This window comes from Alicyclobacillus hesperidum (genome assembly GCF_900107035.1).
Taxonomy (GTDB): domain Bacteria; phylum Bacillota; class Bacilli; order Alicyclobacillales; family Alicyclobacillaceae; genus Alicyclobacillus; species Alicyclobacillus hesperidum.
The window spans coordinates 99,923-117,593 of sequence record NZ_FNOJ01000004.1; the positions used below are offsets into that span (position 1 = coordinate 99,923).

The following is a 17,671-nucleotide window of genomic DNA, read 5'->3' on the forward strand; positions in this document are numbered from 1 at the left end:
TGCATGAGCGGCTACCCATCAGATGCATGGGTAGCCGTTTTCGTGTTTGGACGGCGCGTATCGGTTTTTGCGTCAGGGTCGATACTACATCGGCAGAGAGGAGTAGGGTACGATGAATAGGCAAGGAAAAGCTGCTTACGATGCAATCATGAGCACAGGCGGACGCCCTTTTGCACGAACCGAGCCGCTTTTGCAGGAGGCGGAGGAAGAAGCGCAAAGTTCGCAAAGCGAGAATATTTCCGCGCTGGGTGTGACGAGTCCAGCAACGGCGCCGGACAGCGACATTTTCTGCCTGACTATCATCGGCCAGATCGAGGGCCACATGGTGTTACCTCCCCAAAACAAGACGACGAAGTACGAGCACGTGATTCCACAGCTTGTGGCGGTGGAAGAAAGTGATAAGATTGACGGCTTGCTTCTCATCCTGAATACGGTGGGCGGAGATGTCGAAGCGGGTCTTGCAATCGCCGAGTTGGTGGCGTCGCTGAGCAAACCGTCGGTGTCCATCGTGCTTGGAGGTGGGCACTCGATCGGCGTTCCGATCGCGGTCAGTGCAAACTACACGTTCATCGCCGAATCCGCAAGTATGACCATCCATCCTGTTCGTTTGAACGGATTGGTGATCGGCGTACAGCAGTCCTTTGAGTACCTTGAAAAAATGCAGGATCGCGTGACCCGCTTCGTCGTCGAACACTCGCGAATCACGGAAGACGTATTTCGGTCGCTCATGTTAAACACTGGTGAAATGGCGAAGGACATCGGAACCACGGTGATTGGCCGCGACGCGGTCAAGTATGGACTCTGTGATGAAGTTGGCGGGCTGGGGCAAGCGATGCACAAGTTGCGCGAACTCATCCAGGAACGCAAAGCATCTCAAGTCGTGACGGGGGTGGTTCAATAATGCATTGGACAACGCTGTCCGACGCTGAAATCTTTGCGGGCTGGAACGAACCACCAAAGGTGTCATATGAAGAGGCCGTCGTAGGACAAGCGCGTCTGATCATAGCGCGCCAGTCCAATGGGAAAGCCGTGATCGAGCGCTTGATCAGTCCTTATGCGAGCGATTATTTGCGACCGGACTGGCAGCCAGGTATGCCCTTTTACGGTTGAACAGGCAGGAAAATGCCGACGTAGCCACGAATCTTCAGTCTGAGGAAAGGGCTGGTGGGGTTCGTGGCACGCAAACAACAACAGAAAAATGTCCTCAAGTACGAGGTCACCGGTCTCGCTATGTTGACGGGATGCGCCTTGGCGCTTGGACGCCTCGGTTATGTCGGGCAATTTTTGGCTGCCGTGAGCATTTATTTAGCTGGCAGTTGGTACTTTTTAATTCCCATCCTCGTTGGTTACGCAGCCATCTACATGATGGTTCGTCGTTCGCGTTTTGTATGGGATAGTCGGCATCTTGGCTTGCTTATTTTATTGTTATGTATTCTTGCGCTCATCGAAATGAATTTTTATTCCAATCTTGCTGATCAAGGATTGCAGAATCACTTTCTTGCAAGCGAATGGACGGCCTTGCAAGAACTGCGCGGCTACATCTTCGCACCGACGACTGGTACTCCGCCAAGTGCTGGCGGAGGCTTGGTGGGGTTTTTCATATTTTATCTTCTTCACATGTTGTTTAACTCGCCGCAAACATATGAGATCGGTCCGCGGCTCGTGATTGTCGCAGGGGGATTGATTGGCATCGCACTCGTTTTGCAGATCTCCCTCGTGAGCGCGATTGGCAAGGGGTCTCGCTTTACGGAGCGCGCACTTGACGGCCTGTGGAAGACCGTCAAGCGGCAAACCGGGGCTGTCTTTCAGGCGGAGAAAGACGAGCAACCGGAAATTGAAGAAGAGGCTCCGCGTCGCCGGCGGCGGCCCACCATCGTGATCGATGGTGAGGTCTATGAAACCCATGCAGGGGCAACAGAGCCTGTTTCGGCGACTGCCGACGCGGGTGAAAGGGACGTCCCCCCGCCCGTCATCCACGACTTTGCCGCGCGCGCGCGACAACATGCGATGGATATGATGACCGCGCCACACCAGGAAGCATTCGACGACGGTCAGGATGCTCTGGTGGAAACGGCGGACAAGGGTTTGGTCGTGCGCTTTCCTGACGCGGTAACTGCACCAAAAAAGCCGATTTCGCCGCCGACTCGGGAACACTCGGCGATGCCAGAGTACGAAGTGGGGCCAATGGTCCATGACGACAACTACCAACTGCCGCCACTCACTTTGTTCGACATGCCGACAGCCCCGCCATCGGGTTTTTCGTCGGCCAGTGCGCACGAAAATGCGCAAAAGCTACAGGCGACCTTACAGTCGTTTGGAGTGCAGGCGACAGTTGTGGAGATCAATCGCGGACCTACGGTAACGCGGTATGAATTGCAACCGGCCGCGGGCGTCAAGGTCTCGCGCATCGTTGGTCTGACCGATGATATCGCGCTTGCGCTGGCAGCTCGCGACATTCGAATGGAAGCGCCGGTTCCGGGCAAGTCCGTGATCGGTATCGAAGTGCCCAACGATGAGGTCGCAATCGTCTCTTTGCGCGAGGTTTTACAGTCGCCCGAATTTCAAAAGTCGTCCGCCAAACTTGCGCTTGCACTCGGCAGGGATATTACGGGTGCACCGATTGTAGGCGACCTGCAAAAGATGCCGCACCTCTTGGTCGCAGGGGCTACAGGATCTGGTAAGAGTGTTTGTATTAACGGTATGATTGCCTCGATACTGATGCGGGCAAAACCGCATGAAGTCAAACTGTTGATGATTGACCCCAAAATGGTGGAACTCAGCGGCTACAACGGCATTCCACATCTTCTGGCACCTGTTGTGATCGACCCGCGCAAAGCTGCTTTTGCTCTAAAAAAAGTCGTGCAAGAAATGGAGAATCGCTATCAGTTGATGGCGGAGCGGGGGGCACGCGATATTGAACGCTACAATCATTTGTTGCGCGAAGAAGGGCTCGATCCTTTGCCGTACATTGTCGTGATTGTGGACGAACTCGCGGATCTTATGATGGTGGCTCCGGGTGATGTCGAAGACGCCATCTGTCGGATTGCACAGATGGCTCGTGCGGCAGGAATTCACTTGATTGTAGCGACACAGCGGCCGTCGGTCGACGTCATTACAGGTCTCATCAAAGCGAACATCCCGAGCCGTATCGCGTTTGCCGTGTCATCGATGGCCGACTCGCGGACAATTCTTGACGGGGGTGGCGCCGAAAAGTTGCTTGGGCGAGGCGACATGCTCTACCTGCCAGTCGGTGCAGCGAAAGCGACACGCGTTCAAGGTGCGTTCGTTTCGGAATTGGAAATCGAACGTCTGGTCGAATACGTAAAGAACCAGCAACAGGCTGTTTACACGGTGGATTTGAACACCGGGGCCGAAGAGTCGGAACCTAGTGAAGATGGACCGGAACTGGACAGCTTGTTCATGGATGCTGTAGATCTCGTGGTCGATTTGGGACAGGCTTCTGTGTCGATGTTGCAACGCCGATTCCGCATTGGATATTCACGGGCGGCAAGAATTGTCGATCAAATGGAGCAAAGTGGTATTGTAGGCCCGTTTGAGGGGAGCAAGCCGCGTGAAGTTTTGATCTCTAAAGAACAGTGGTTGCAGGCCAAAGCGTCTTTCACACGTCCACAGGAAGGCTGAGCCCGGTCAGCATACTTGTCCTTTCCCGTCCATATATGTAGTTGTAGCAGTTTTGATGGGGCGAGGAGAGGACGTCAAAATGTCGGGTAAAAGTGTGTGGTGGGGCGCGACGGCGCTTGCGGTCGCGCTTCTGGCAGGCTACGCGCTGACGCAGAATCGGTTGTTGCCAAGAACGAACGGAGCGTCGTCTGTCCCTGTGGCGGCGGGGAGAACGACAGCGGATACGGCGCCGACAGATGCGATGGTGAATACGGTGACGTCGGCTCTGGCAAACGTCAGTGGTCTCTATGATATGGCGATTCTTCCTGATGGGCTCGGCGACAATCGTTTTGTCGTGTCGGCGATGGTTGATGTGAGTGGGCAAAACGGAGCGATTCCTCCGTCTGGCACAGCGGATACGGCGATGCGGTCGCTGGTTAATGCGTTCTTTCGCGATGTGTATTCTCTCTCGGAGCCAATTAGTGAAGCAGAAATCACATTTACAGAGGACGGAACTCTCGTTGGCACTGCAGGATTGGGGAAAGACGCGTATGACTCTCTGGCCACATCGACGATGAACGGCGATCTCGCCTCCGCACTCGCGTCCTCTCCCCAGCGCGATGCGAGTTCGGCGAATGAGGAGTGGCTCGAGTTGAAGCCGGAAAACTAGACAAGTGTGGCAAAGGCGGCGCCTGTTACGGGCGCCGCCTTGGTGTTGCACCATACATGAATCGTTGCGTGATAGAAATTCGCTCGCGTCGAAAAGCACGCATCAGAGCTCGAACCAACGGCTCATGGCCCGTGCGCAAAAGCGTCTCGACGATGGTCTGTAACGTAAACGACTCATCGAGACAGTCTTGCACTTGTGGGTTGTCATCTAAGTAATATAACCACCGTTCGTCGTAGAAGCTCCCACGCTGTTCTCGATACGCTTCTGAATAGAGATGATAGATATCGAACGTCGTGTTGAGTTGATCTAGATAAAACTCAAGCTGGTACAATGCCTTCGCGACTGAGAGATGTTCACCATGCATATAGGCCAATGGGATTCATCCTTTCATACACATTATGTAAGACGGAAAACGTAAAGGCAAGCATGGATTGAAACAGGTACAATGGTGTCTATGAGTGTGAGCATATGTCGAGCTCACCGGGATTTGCATAGGAGTTGACAACGGGTTTGAAACGGCTGTATCTGGGTTCCTTACTCTGTTTCAGTTTTGCCCTCGTGGGCTGCGGTGCACCGGATTTGAGTGCTATGCAACCGCAAGTTCAGAAGTCGGCCGCAATCGTCGTCGATGTAGACAACCCACCGTTTGCCGCCAATGCTACCGCGGTGGCAGAGGGTGGGGGGGTGTCAACGGAAGTCGTGCACGCAACTGCCGGAGATATGTTGACACAGGTAGACCAAATCCTCGCCAATCAGGGCGTCAATGGCGTTGTCATTGTAGTTCACTCTGCAAACCCGATACTTCAATCTGTTGCGCAACTTGCACGCCAACATCCAAAGGTTCGATTTGTCGTTGTCAGTGATTGGCCGGCTACCTTGCCACAGTTGGCCAACCTAAGTGCGCTCGCCATGGATCCCGATACCATTGCCTATGCCATCGGCTATTTAGTAGGGGTCAACATGAACGAACTCGTCGCGAAATCAACATCGACGTACGGATATGCTGGACAACCCAAAATTGGATATTTGCCTTCGTCCGCGCCGAGTGATGAACAAAAGGCATTTTTCGCGGGTCTTTACCAAAGTGATCCCGCGGCAAACGTGATTCCGCTGGTTTCTCTCAACGGACCCGGTTTTCCTATTCTTTATCCAACTGTGTCCGTCGCAGTCGTTGGCAACCAGCCAAGTGCGGCTCAACTCGCTGCGATATCGGCACAAACGGCGACTGTCTATTCCTTTGCCCAGTCTCTTACAGGAACAACCCCTGCCATTGAACCTGGGCATCTGGCATCCTCGCGCGTTCGGGATGCACTGTCCCAATTGCAGGCAAAGTCGTGGAGCTCCGGCCAGCAATCCGTGGTGGATCTGAGTTCCGTCTCGCTCAATACAGCCGTAGTGCCCGCCTCGGTTGTCCTAGCCTGGGCGAAATTTGAGGTGGATGCGGAGCAGACGGCAAGCTCGTGGCAAGCCCAATTTGCCGCGCTTTCTCCAACCACGCGCGCGCAGTTGGCGAACGAGTTCGGATTATCGTAAGGTGCGGCAAAGCTGAAAGGAGCCGAAATCGGTGGCAGAGTATTATTTTCAGTATCAAATCAAGCGGGATCGGCCAGGACTCCTTGGCGACATCTCGTCCCTGCTTGGCATGCTTGGCGTGAACATCGTACAATTATCGGGTGTTTCGGAGTTTGGCCGGGGGTTTTTAATTCGCGTCGATCGCCCGGATATTCTCGATGTCTTGACGACGATGCTTCATTCGATGGAAGACATCGAAGTGACCGCGCTACGCGAACCGACTTTGCGCGATAGGTTGGCCTTGCGCCATGGGCGGTTTATCGAACGAAGTGATACGGAAAAGCGAACGTATCGTTTTGTCCGCGATGAACTTGGTGTGCTAGTCGACTTTTTGGGCGAGTTGTTAAAGCGTCCTGGCAAACAGGTCATTGGCGTGCGGGGGCAGCCACGCGTCGGAAAGACGGAAGCTGTCGTCGCGGCAAGTGTTTATGCGAATAAACGGTGGTTGTTCGTTTCTTCCACACTTCTTAAGCAGACCATCATGCGCGAGCTCCCGTCGAACGAGTTTTTATCGGATCAATTCGTGTATATTATTGATGGTGCTGTATCGGTTTTGCGCGGCGGGGAGGATCATCTGCAATGTGTGGACGAAATTCTTCGCATGAAAGCTCCCATCGTGATCGAGCATCCTGACGTATTTGTAAAACGTTCGCGATATACTTGGGATCTATTCGACTTGATCATTGAACTGCGGCGCGAGCCTCAAGAGGAATTGCGATATGATATGGTGGAAGACGATCCGTCAACCTGGACAAATCAGTGACGAGTGGACAAGGGAGGACGACCCGTGCAGGAACTTGGCCAGATTCTGCGTTCAAAAAGAGAATCTCTTGGGTTGACGCTGGATGATATCGAAGAGCGGACGAAAATCCGAAAGCGATACGTCGAGGCGCTTGAAGACGGGGATTGGAGCGTCTTGCCTGGTCGGGTATACGCGCGCGGGTTCGTTCGCACGTATGCAGAAGTGTTAGGGCTCGATGGTGTCGAACTGTTGCAACGATACGTCGATGGTCGGGAAAGTGGATCGGCCCATGAAACCGTGCGCCCGCCTTCGCCAGATGCGCAGAAGCGCGAGACGGGCTCAGTGGAGATGGAGCGCAAACCGGCCGCGAAGATGGTCGAACCGCGTTCACTCAACGAGTTTCAACGCAGCCGTCCGCGGGCTGACCGCACCAGCAGTCAGCCAAAGCGCGATCGCGTCCGGCGTTCCGGGGCTTGGATTGGACAAGGTGCACTGATCCTCGCGGCGTTTGTCGTCATTGGTGGGGCGTATGTTCTTATTCACGATCATCGCGGAGCCAAAGGTTCGACGAAAGAGCCTGTAAAGACGGCGAGCAAACCGCAGACGACCGTCCATCGTCAACAGTCCAACAGTGTCACTGGCAATACCGTTAACAGCACTGGCAACACGGCGGCGTCGAAGCCAGTAAAACCAGCACCTGCCGTGCAAATCGTCGCCGAGCCATACGCCAATGGAGCTTATACATATAAGGTTTTGCATGTCACGCACCTGCAGGTGGATGTTCAGGTCGTATCCGGGCAACTCTGGATGAGTGCAACCGCAGATGGAGCCAATGTCGATCCAAACGATCTGTTGAATGCTGGTCAATCCAAGACGTTTTCGGCCAATCAGAACGTCACGATTCATCTAGGACACGTGCAAGGCGTGCAGTTGTCTGTAAATGGACATCCGGTTGCTTTGCCGAATATCAATTGGGCCCCTGTCATTGTGTTGCAACGACAAGGTTAATGTGAAATTTGATGAAGGAGCGGTACCATGGCAAAAGAAGCGTCTTTCGACATCGTATCCAAGGTCGATCTGCAAGAGGTCACCAATGCCGTCGACCAAGCGCGCCGCGAAATCGAGACGCGGTTCGACTTTAAGGGAAGTAAGAGTGAGATTCATTTGGAAGATGGGCAGTTGACGCTGCTTTCGGACGACGAGTACAAACTCTCGCAAGTATATGATGTGTTGCAGACCAAATTGGTGAAGCGAAATGTGTCCTTGAAGGCGTTGAAGCCGGGCAAGGTCGAACCGGCCGCTGGAGGAACTGTTCGACAGACGGTTACGCTTGCACAAGGCATCGACGCGGATGTAGCAAAGCGCATCACAAAGTTGATCAAGGATTCAAAAATCAAGGTACAGGCGCAGATTCAAGGAGACCAGGTGCGGGTGTCCGGCAAAAGTCGGGACGATCTGCAGGCGGTCATCCAAATGCTTCGCGAAGCCGATTTGGATATTCCTCTGCAGTTTACGAATTACCGCTGACGCGCCGTGGACACGCCGCTGGTAAGCGGCATCGACGCGGAGCAGAGGAGCGTGGGCGTTTGAATCTGGCGAATCGAATTACCTTGGCCAGGATTTTTCTGGTCCCCGTCGTTTGCGTGATCTTGCTTTTGCACTACAATTTTGGGTCGTTCACGCTGAATGGACAGACGACCACGGGCGGAGAAGTTATCGCAGCGTTTATTTTCGTACTGGCTGCTGCGACGGACGGCTTGGACGGATACATCGCTCGCAAACAGAAAATGGTCACGAATTTTGGCAAGTTTCTCGATCCACTGGCTGATAAGTTGCTCGTCTCTGCCGTGCTCATCAGTTTGGTGCAGATGCAACGCTTGCCTGCATGGGTCGCCATCGTCATCATTAGTCGCGAATTTGCCGTGACAGGTCTCCGGTTGATCGCGGCCGCTGAGGGTGTCGTGATCGCTGCGAGCAAGTTTGCCAAGTGGAAGACTGTTACGCAAATGGTCGGCATGGTCTTGCTTATGCTCAACAATTTTCCGTTTTCGGCCGTACATGTCCCGGCCGCAGATATCATGCTTTATGTCATGGTGGCGATGACCGTGTTGTCGGGTCTCGATTACTTTTTGAAAAACAAGCAGATGATCCAGACGCCGCACGCATCGTGATCGGGTGAACCAACTGTTTGCGCAGACCGTCATTAAGGATGGGGATGGTGGACATGTCGAATGACTGCCGCGCCGAACTGCTGGCGGTAGGTACGGAAATTCTCCTTGGTCAAATTCACAACGCACATGCACAGTTCATTTCGCAGGAGCTTGCCAAACACGGACTGTACGTGTACCATCACGGTGCAGTAGGAGACAATGAAGCGCGCATTGTCAATGCTTTTGCGACGGCGGCCCAGCGTTCTAACGTCGTCATTGCCACGGGCGGGCTTGGACCGACAGGCGATGATTTGACCAAAGAGGCGCTCGCTCGTTTTCTCGAGCGCAAGTTGGTGATGTCGGAGGAGGCTCTGGCTGACATCGTGCAGTATTTTGCGCGCAGACAGCGGCCGATGCCGGAACAGAATCGTAAACAGGCGCTGTGTATCGAGGGTGGGCAGTGGCTCCCGAATCCAAATGGGACGGCGCCAGGTCAGTATATTTTCGATCGCGGTGTTCACTTTTTCCTCCTGCCGGGCCCTCCTCTTGAGATGCGCCCCATGCTGCGGGATCATGTAATTCCACGACTCGTCGAACGATTCGGCGGCGAGCGCAAGTTGGTTTCCCGAATGTTACACTTCTGTGGTATCGGCGAGTCGGATGTCGACGCTCAGATTGCCGATCTCACCTCTGGAGATAACCCGACGGTTGCTCCGTATGCCGGAGAAGGCGAGATGCTTTTGCGGATCACCGCGACGGCCGACACGGAGGAGGCCGCGCGCAAGCTGATCGAACCGGTCGAAGCGGAGATTCGTAGCCGCTTCCAACCGTTTATTTATGGGGAGGATGATGATTCGTTGCCGTCCGTCGTGATCGGGCGACTGCGCAAGCAAGGGCGAACGCTCGCGGTGGCGGAAAGTTGTACGGGCGGTATGTTGGCTGAACTGCTAACGGACATTCCGGGTAGTTCAGAGGCCTTTGTCGGGGGCGTCGTCGCGTACGCCAATCAGGTCAAAGAGCGCCTCCTCGGCGTAGACGCCAACACGCTGGCGCAAGACGGAGCGGTGTCCGAAGCGACGGCCAAGGAGATGGCGGAAGGTGTTCGCCGTGCCTTGGGGGCCGACTTTGGCGTTGGTATCACAGGCATCGCTGGGCCCGGCGGTGGTACAGAAGCGAAACCGGTCGGACTGGTGTATGTTGCGGTTGCAGACAATCGCGAGACGCGCGTCTATCGTTTACAGTTGCGCGGTTCACGAGCACAAATTCGGTTGCGCAGCTGCAAGCAGGCATGTTGGCGCCTCCTGCAGTTGATAGATGACCATATGTAATTTGTCGAAGAAAGGTTGAGAGCATGTCTTTGTTTGAAGAGTTCGGTTTACATCGCCGCGTGTTGCAGGCGATTCACGATATGGGGTTCGAAGCGCCGTCGCCGATTCAGGCGGCGTGCATCCCCATTGTCATGGAAGGTGTCGACGTGATCGGACAGGCCCAGACCGGTACCGGTAAGACCGCCGCGTTTGGTATTCCGCTCGTCGAAATGATGACTCCCGATCCGCACGTGCAAGCCATTGTGCTCACTCCGACGCGCGAGCTTGCCATTCAAGTGGCTGGCGAGATCCGAAAGATTGCGAAGTACAAGCGTGTGCGCTCGGTTCCGATTTACGGTGGGCAATCGATTGGTCACCAGATTCGGGCCCTTAAACAGGGTGTTCACATCGTGATTGGCACACCAGGCCGCGTATTGGATCACATTCGCCGCGGCACGTTGCAGCTTGGTCAAGTGCGCATGGTCGTGCTCGACGAAGCGGATGAGATGTTAGATATGGGCTTTATTGACGATATTGAAGCGATTTTGCGAGAGACTCCAGAGGAACGGCAAACCTTGCTGTTCTCCGCGACATTTCCGAGCGAAGTCAAGCGGCTCTCCGGACGATATATGCGCGACCCGCGTCACGTGACGGTCAACCGTGGCGAAGTGACGGTTCCGCGTATCGATCAGATTTGTTACAAAGTGCTGGATCGCAATAAGCTGGAAAGCCTGTGCAGAATTGTCGACAGCGAAGAAATCCAGCTTGGCATCATTTTCTGTCGCACAAAGCGGGGCGTCGACGATCTGGTCGAGGCGTTGCTGGCACGCGGCTACATGGCGGACGGTTTACACGGCGATTTAAGCCAGGCTCAGCGCGATCGCGTCATGCGCAGATTCCGGCGCAATGAAATCGAGCTGCTCGTGGCGACCGACGTAGCGGCGCGCGGTCTTGACGTCGACGATGTCACACACGTCGTCAACTACGATATTCCACAGGATCCGGAATCGTATGTGCACCGCATTGGTCGTACAGGACGTGCCGGCAAGCACGGTTTGGCGATCACCTTGGTCACACCGCGCGAGTATAAGCTTTTGAAACAGATCGAGCGCGAAACGAAGGTGACCATGGATGTGCGTGACGTCCCGTCACTGGAAGACGTCGCGGAACGCCAGGCGGAGATGTGGCGCAACCGCGTGCTAGACGTTCTGCGCGAAGGCGGCCTCGGTCAGTACCGGGCGATCCTCGGCGGTTTGGTGGACGAGCACGATCCCATCGACATCGCATCGGCCCTGTTAAAGTTATTGACTTCGGGCGATGGAACACGCGCAGAAGGAGATGACTACGATTTTGGCGATACGGGCGCACGGCCGGGCATGGTTCGCTTCTTTGTCAACATTGGGCGCACCGCGCGCATGAGTCCGGCGGATTTTGTCCGTGCGATTTCGGAAGAGGCTGGCGTTCCCGGTGAAGCCGTGGGGCGGATCGATATGTTTGAGAAGTTTACGTTTATCGAAGTAGAGCAAGATAGTGCTCCTTTTGTTTACGAGGCATTGCGTCAAAGTCGGATCAATGGTACGCGTGTCAATTTGGAGCCGGCAAAGCCGCGTTCAAGTCGGCGTTGACGGCGGTGCATGGCGGCCGTCGAGCAGCCCTTATATGGGGTGGCTCGACGGCTTTTTGATGAAGCTATCACTACGTGCGTGGAGAAAATATTTTCATCAAGAGCGAACAGGTGTTTGCATTTCTATCAGTCACTGATACAATAATGTCAAAGGAAAGGCGCGAGGGATCGCGAACTAGTTTGATATTCACCGCCGGTGACCGGCTTTGAGGATGGTGTGAGATGGGAGATAAACGGGCGGCTTTAGAAATGGCCCTCAAGCAGATTGAAAAGCAATTCGGTAAAGGATCCATCATGCGGCTGGGCGAGGCGTCTGCTTCGATGAATGTTGAGACGGTTCCAACAGGTTCCATCGCGCTCGATATCGCGCTTGGAGTCGGTGGTTTGCCACGTGGACGAATTATTGAAATTTATGGGCCAGAGTCGTCGGGTAAGACCACCGTAGCTTTGCATACGGTTGCCGAGGTTCAAAAACTCGGTGGACAAGCCGCGTTTATCGATGCCGAACACGCGCTTGATCCAGTCTACGCGCAGAAGCTCGGCGTGAATATCGATGAATTGCTCATCTCGCAACCAGATACGGGGGAGCAGGCGCTTGAAATTGCGGAAGCTCTCGTCCGCAGTGGTGCCGTTGATGTGATTGTCGTCGATTCTGTGGCAGCCTTGGTTCCAAAAAATGAATTAGAGGGCGACATGGGGGACTCGCACGTCGGCCTACAGGCCCGTTTGATGTCCCAGGCTTTGCGCAAACTCGCGGGAGCCATCAGCAAGTCGAAGACCATCGCCATCTTCATTAACCAAATTCGCGAAAAGGTTGGCGTCATGTTTGGCAATCCGGAGACAACGACGGGTGGTCGAGCGTTGAAGTTCTACGCATCGGTTCGTCTCGAAGTACGCCGTGCGGAAGCCATTAAGCAAGGGAACGACGTCGTTGGCTCCCGCACCCGCATCAAGGTCGTGAAAAACAAAGTGGCACCTCCGTTTCGGCAAGCTGATGTCGATATCATGTTCGGTGAGGGCATTTCCCGGGAAGGTAGTTTAATCGACATCGCGACAGAAATCGACATCATCCAAAAGAGTGGGGCCTGGTATTCGTACAACGAAGAAAGGCTCGGACAGGGGCGCGAAAACGCGAAACTGTTCTTAAAGGAACATCCTGAGCTCGCTGCGCAGATCGAAACGGCCGTCCGTGAGTATTACCATGTAACGGGTGCTAAGCCTATCCAATCGCTCGAAGCAGATGCAGAGGATGTAGGCGAAGATGAATTTGAGTTCGATACACTCTAAGGAAAACACATTTGATAGCATTGTGGGTCGTGAACCAGCTGGCGGCAAATCTGCCAGTCTGGTTCGCGTGCATTTTCAACAGGCCGCCTCACTCGTCATCGCTGTCACTGATTGGGTCGATCTCGGTCTAAAATTAGGTATGAATGTCGACAGCGTTCTCTATGCGGAATTGGAAATGCGTGCAACAGATGCCGAGGTCGAACAAAAGGCTCTGTCGTACTTGACCGGGCGCGTCAAAACCGCTCAGCAAGTCTATCACTATCTCATGCGCAAAGGATGTCCGGAAGATGCAGTAGAGCGCGTGATGAGAAGGCTTTACGATAGAGGGATTGTCGACGATGAAGCCTATGCTGCGATGTTCGTCGAGGCTGCAGCGGACAAACTGGGGCAACGGCAAATTTGGATGCGCCTCAGGCAACGAGGAGTGTCTCCGGAGATTGCCCGTATGACAATTGTCAAGACCGTATCGGAAGAAGCACAACTGACAGCGGCCTTCCAATACGCGTTGAAATACTTGCGGCGTCGCGGTGCCATGAAAGAGCAGAAGGACAGGTTGCGCTTAATTTCGTATCTACAACAAAAGGGGTTCACCGCGGAAATCGCCCGCAAGGCCGCAAGCGCGATGGAACATACTGATGACGGTCCGTCAACGCCCTTTTCTTGACACCGTTCTGGCAGAACACGTACAATGAAAGTGCGTATCATGTACGGCCTCTAGCTCGAACACGTCATTGTTGACGCGAACGGTTGATCGTCGACCGGAGCAGGGAGGCATAGCCTTGGGCGTTCCCGTTTGGCTGTTTGTAGTTGTCATCGTTGTTTGTTTAGCGATTGGACTTGCGATTGGTTATTTCGTTCGGCGGATGATGGCCGAATCGAAAATCGGCACTGCTGAAGCGCGTGCATTGCAGATTATAGAATCGGCTCAACGCGATGTGGAAGCTCGCCGAAAAGAAGCGGTTTTGGAAGCAAAAGAAGAGACGCACCGCATCCGCCTGGAGGCGGAGAAGGAGCTTCGCGAACGGCGCAATGAGATTCAACGGATGGAGCGGCGCATCCTCCAAAAGGAAGAGTCGCTGGATCGAAAGTTGGAGTTGCAAGAGCAGAAAGCTGAAGAATTGCGTCGTGAGGAACAGTCTGTACAAGCGTTGCGTGAGGAGATTGAAGCGTTACGTCAGGAACAGGTCCGTGAATTGGAACGCGTCTCTGGGCTGACCAGAGAAAGTGCGCGACAACTGATTCTCGACCAGGTTGAACGCGAGACGCGGCACGATGCCGCCATGCTAGTCAAACAGATTGAGCAGGAAGCGAAGCGAGAAGCGGACAGACGTGCTCGCGATATCGTCGCCAATGCAGTTCAAAGGTGTGCGGCGGACCACGCGTCTGAAATCACGGTATCTGTCGTGACGTTGCCCAATGACGAAATGAAGGGTCGCATCATCGGGCGGGAAGGTCGGAACATTCGTACACTTGAGACCTTAACGGGTATCGATTTAATTATCGACGATACGCCGGAAGCGGTCATCCTTTCCGGTTTTGATCCGATTCGCCGTGAAATTGCTAAAGTGGCTTTGGAGCGATTGGTTGCCGATGGTCGCATTCATCCTGCTCGTATCGAGGAAATGGTCGAACGAGCTCGGCGCGATGTTGACGAGCTGATTCGTGAGCAGGGCGAGCAGGCGACGTTCGATACGAATGTTCATGGTTTGCATCCGGATCTAGTGAAACTTCTGGGTCGGCTTCGTTTCCGCACCAGCTACGGCCAGAATGTGCTCAAACATTCTGTTGAAGTAGCGCATCTGGCCGGCATGATGGCCGCCGAGCTTGGGTTGGACGTAGCACTGGCTAGGCGCGGCGGTTTGTTGCACGACATTGGCAAGGCTGTGACTCATGAAGTGGAAGGTTCTCATGTCGAAATCGGTGTCGATTTGGCGCGCCGATATAAGGAGCACCCAATTGTCATCAACTGTATTGCGGCGCACCACGGCGATGTGGAGTTCTCGTCGCCTATCTCGGTGATCGTCGCGGCTGCGGACGCGATCTCGGCAGCTCGTCCGGGAGCGCGCCGCGAAACGCTCGAGATTTACATGAAACGTCTGGAGAAACTTGAGCATATTGCGGAGTCGTTTGCCGGGGTGGAGAAGAGCTATGCCATCCAGGCAGGACGTGAGATTCGTATCATCGTGAAACCAGAATTGGTCGACGATGCTGAGTCCGCCCTTGTGGCCAAAGAAATTTCGAAGAAGATCGAGAATGAGCTCGATTATCCTGGTCAGATTAAGGTGACTGTTATTCGAGAAACTAGAGCCGTTGAATACGCAAAATAGGGTAGCCGTCGGCTACTCTATTTTTTTACGGTACGAGAGTGGCAATCAGGGAAAGGAAAGTGCAATGAACATTTTATTTCTAGGGGATATTGTTGGTGAACCCGGGCGGCGCTGTGCACGTGAGATTTTGGACGAACTTCTCGTGGAGTTACGGCCCGATCTTGTCATCGCCAATGCGGAAAACGCGACACGGGGAAAGGGATTATCCCGAAAATCCGCAGAAGAGTTGTACGACGCCGGTATTGAAATTTTGACAATGGGCAATCACACTTGGGATCAGCGACAAATTTTTGAGTTTATCGACGATGATAGGCGGATTGTGCGCCCGCTCAATTATCCCGAGCGGACACCGGGAAGGGGATTTACCATCTGTCGCGTTCAACAGGTTGACGTGCTGATTGTGAACGTCATGGGGCGCACATTTTTGAGCCAGTTAAATTGTCCGTTCGACGCATTGGATGAGGTTCTTGCCGCGCATCCACAGATACGTCATGTCATTGTCGACGTGCACGCAGAGACGACATCTGAAAAGTTGGCTATTGGCTGGGCGTTTGCTGGGCGCGTGTCAGCCGTGATCGGAACACATACGCATGTGCCCACTGCTGACGCAAGGGTGCTGCCTGGCGGGACAGCGTATATCACGGACGTTGGGATGGTGGGCCCGCGCGATGGGATTCTCGGGATGCGAAGAGACCCCGTGATAGAGCGCATGCGTACGCATTTGCCCAGTCGTTTTGAAGTGGCAGACGGCCCGCGCCAATTTTGCGCCGTGTCCATTGAACTGGGCGACGATGGTCGAGCGAGATCGATCACGCCAATTTATCGCGAGTTGGCATAAGGTGACTTCTTCGTCATTCCGCATGTCGGTTTGCACTGTCCGTTGGCATAAAGCGGGGAGTGCCGAATATCGTATAGTGTCCTACTGCCGACGGGGGATAGAGGAGGTCATTTCATCGTGGATGTATTAAAAGTCTCGGCAAAGTCCAATCCGAATTCCGTTGCGGGGGCTTTGGCAGGGGTGTTGCGCGAGCAAGGCGCGGCTGAAATCCAGGCTATCGGAGCGGGTGCATTGAATCAAGCGGTGAAAGCCGTCGCTATCGCACGCGGTTTTGTCGCGCCAAGCGGCGTCGATTTGATTTGTATACCGGCTTTTACAGACATCCAGATCGACGGTGAAGATCGCACGGCCATCCGGCTGTTGGTCGAGCCGCGATAGGAGAAGCCTGGCACCAGAGAGGGGACTTACGCGTTGAATCGAATACCTGTGGCCGACGCGCACGTCGACGTCTTGATGAAATTGCTCAATCCCGACATTCGATTCCACAGCGATCATCCAGAGCTTGCAGCCAATTATGCGTCTCTTCAACAAGGCGGCGTCGCGACTCAGGTGTTCGCGCTGTTCGTCGAGCCCAAATGGGACCCGGCTACGCAGTTGTACGCGGTGCTGCGCGAGATCGATGCCTTCTACGAGCAAATTGCGTCATTGGCTAGCATCCGGGCCATACGAACGCGCGAGGACTTGCGCATGGCTCGTCAGCAACAGCAGCTGGCGGCATTACTGTCGCTCGAAGGGGCTGGGTGCCTGCGCGGCAGTGTCGAAGTGCTGCGCATTCTTCATCACCTGGGCGTGCGAGGCGTCGGCCTGACCTGGAACGACGCAAATGAATTGGCTGACGGTTGCGGCGAACTTCGCGGTGGCGGCCTGACGCGTGCCGGTCGCGATGTGCTACGAGAGATGCAGCATCTGTCGATGTGGATCGATCTCGCCCATCTGCACGACGCCGGCGTGCGCGATGTCCTGCGCCTGACGGATGGACCGGTGATGGCCTCGCATGCAAACGCTCGCGCGGTGCATGCCCATCGTCGTAATTTAACGGACGATACCATCCGGGAAATCATCCGCCGTCAAGGGTGGATTGGGCTGACCTTTGAGGCGCGTTTTGTCGCGGAAGGCCAGGTGCGAATCGACGATGTATTTCGCCACCTGGATCATATCCTGGAGTTGGGCGGTCAGCACCACGTTGGGTTTGGCTCCGACTTCGACGGCACGTCAAACGACATTGTGGGCTTGACGGCGAGTCGGGATTATGCGCCGTTTGCACAGCAAGTGCTCGACAGATATGGGCGCGAACTTGGTAGCGCCGTTCTGTTTGGCAACTTTGAGGCGTTTTTACAGCGACAATTGCCGCCGTGAACGTTTCATGAAATGACGAATATTGCAGGCAAAGAAGCTGTTCCATGGTTGGAACGGCTTTTTGTCGTTCCAGAAGGCGATATGGTTGGGCTTTTTAGGCGATTGCCCAATTTGCAATGCCAACGTCCTGGCCATGCGCACCTCTTTGGGCAAGCGCATACGATGTGCTGTGGTTGC

General features: G+C 54.5%; 18 protein-coding genes. 17 read left to right on the plus strand and 1 reads right to left on the minus strand.

Features of this window, described 5'->3' with window-relative positions; all coding sequences use genetic code 11:
* Positions 1-112 precede the first annotated feature (112 nt).
* The 4 genes from BLU70_RS04230 to BLU70_RS04245 all read left to right on the plus strand — a co-directional run bounded on the left by BLU70_RS04230 (position 113) and on the right by BLU70_RS04245 (position 4,291).
* Positions 113-901 (plus strand): ClpP family protease, encoded by a 789-nt coding sequence (locus BLU70_RS04230; protein WP_006447715.1) that lies wholly within the window; start codon positions 113-115, stop codon positions 899-901.
* On the plus strand, positions 901-1,110 hold the full coding sequence (locus BLU70_RS04235) for a YlzJ-like family protein (protein WP_006447713.1): 210 nt from the start codon (positions 901-903) through the stop codon (positions 1,108-1,110). Before BLU70_RS04230 ends, BLU70_RS04235 begins: the two co-directional genes overlap by 1 nt.
* A gap of 63 nt (positions 1,111-1,173) precedes the next feature.
* Positions 1,174-3,642, plus strand: a complete 2,469-nt coding sequence (locus BLU70_RS04240) for an FtsK/SpoIIIE family DNA translocase (protein WP_074692462.1) — start codon at positions 1,174-1,176, stop codon at positions 3,640-3,642.
* A 79-nt stretch (positions 3,643-3,721) separates the two neighbouring features.
* Positions 3,722-4,291, plus strand: a complete 570-nt coding sequence (locus tag BLU70_RS04245) for a hypothetical protein (RefSeq protein WP_074692358.1) — start codon at positions 3,722-3,724, stop codon at positions 4,289-4,291.
* A gap of 25 nt (positions 4,292-4,316) precedes the next feature.
* On the opposite strand, the gene BLU70_RS04250 is transcribed toward BLU70_RS04245, so the two are convergent.
* Entirely contained in the window at positions 4,317-4,655 is a 339-nt protein-coding gene (locus BLU70_RS04250) for a hypothetical protein (protein ID WP_058094976.1), read from the minus strand.
* Positions 4,656-4,801: 146 nt separating this feature from the next.
* Here BLU70_RS04250 and BLU70_RS04255 point away from each other — a divergent pair, with 146 nt between their 5' ends.
* From BLU70_RS04255 to BLU70_RS04315, 13 genes are all read left to right on the plus strand, one after another.
* Positions 4,802-5,824, plus strand: coding sequence for a type 1 periplasmic-binding domain-containing protein (locus BLU70_RS04255; RefSeq protein ID WP_074692361.1), 1,023 nt, complete (start codon positions 4,802-4,804; stop codon positions 5,822-5,824).
* Between the two features lie 31 nt (positions 5,825-5,855).
* On the plus strand, positions 5,856-6,626 hold the full coding sequence (locus BLU70_RS04260) for a DUF3388 domain-containing protein (RefSeq protein ID WP_006447706.1): 771 nt from the start codon (positions 5,856-5,858) through the stop codon (positions 6,624-6,626).
* Positions 6,627-6,650: 24 nt separating this feature from the next.
* Entirely contained in the window at positions 6,651-7,613 is a 963-nt protein-coding gene (locus BLU70_RS04265) for a helix-turn-helix domain-containing protein (protein ID WP_006447705.1), read from the plus strand.
* A 27-nt stretch (positions 7,614-7,640) separates the two neighbouring features.
* Positions 7,641-8,132, plus strand: a complete 492-nt coding sequence (locus BLU70_RS04270; protein WP_006447704.1) for a YajQ family cyclic di-GMP-binding protein — start codon at positions 7,641-7,643, stop codon at positions 8,130-8,132.
* Between the two features lie 59 nt (positions 8,133-8,191).
* Positions 8,192-8,776, plus strand: coding sequence for a CDP-diacylglycerol--glycerol-3-phosphate 3-phosphatidyltransferase (gene pgsA, locus BLU70_RS04275; protein ID WP_040290205.1), 585 nt, complete (start codon positions 8,192-8,194; stop codon positions 8,774-8,776).
* Positions 8,777-8,829: 53 nt separating this feature from the next.
* Complete coding sequence (locus tag BLU70_RS04280; protein WP_074692464.1) at positions 8,830-10,083, plus strand: competence/damage-inducible protein A; 1,254 nt, start codon at positions 8,830-8,832, stop codon at positions 10,081-10,083.
* Positions 10,084-10,106: 23 nt separating this feature from the next.
* Positions 10,107-11,687: a DEAD/DEAH box helicase gene (locus BLU70_RS04285; protein WP_074692366.1), complete on the plus strand. Its 1,581-nt coding sequence runs from the start codon at positions 10,107-10,109 to the stop codon at positions 11,685-11,687.
* A 221-nt stretch (positions 11,688-11,908) separates the two neighbouring features.
* Positions 11,909-12,973: a recombinase RecA gene (gene recA, locus BLU70_RS04290; protein WP_040290202.1), complete on the plus strand. Its 1,065-nt coding sequence runs from the start codon at positions 11,909-11,911 to the stop codon at positions 12,971-12,973.
* The gene (locus BLU70_RS04295) at positions 12,948-13,637 is read left to right on the plus strand and encodes a regulatory protein RecX (RefSeq protein WP_074692369.1); all 690 of its coding nucleotides are present in this window, start codon (positions 12,948-12,950) and stop codon (positions 13,635-13,637) included. The genes recA and BLU70_RS04295 overlap by 26 nt, the downstream gene beginning before the upstream one ends.
* 115 nt (positions 13,638-13,752) lie before the next feature.
* The gene (gene rny / locus BLU70_RS04300) at positions 13,753-15,300 is read left to right on the plus strand and encodes a ribonuclease Y (RefSeq protein WP_006447698.1); all 1,548 of its coding nucleotides are present in this window, start codon (positions 13,753-13,755) and stop codon (positions 15,298-15,300) included.
* A 64-nt stretch (positions 15,301-15,364) separates the two neighbouring features.
* Entirely contained in the window at positions 15,365-16,138 is a 774-nt protein-coding gene (locus tag BLU70_RS04305; protein ID WP_040290201.1) for a TIGR00282 family metallophosphoesterase, read from the plus strand.
* A gap of 117 nt (positions 16,139-16,255) precedes the next feature.
* On the plus strand, positions 16,256-16,516 hold the full coding sequence (locus BLU70_RS04310; protein WP_040290200.1) for a stage V sporulation protein S: 261 nt from the start codon (positions 16,256-16,258) through the stop codon (positions 16,514-16,516).
* A 33-nt stretch (positions 16,517-16,549) separates the two neighbouring features.
* Positions 16,550-17,494, plus strand: coding sequence for a dipeptidase (locus BLU70_RS04315; RefSeq protein WP_237716487.1), 945 nt, complete (start codon positions 16,550-16,552; stop codon positions 17,492-17,494).
* Positions 17,495-17,671: the final 177 nt, after the last annotated feature.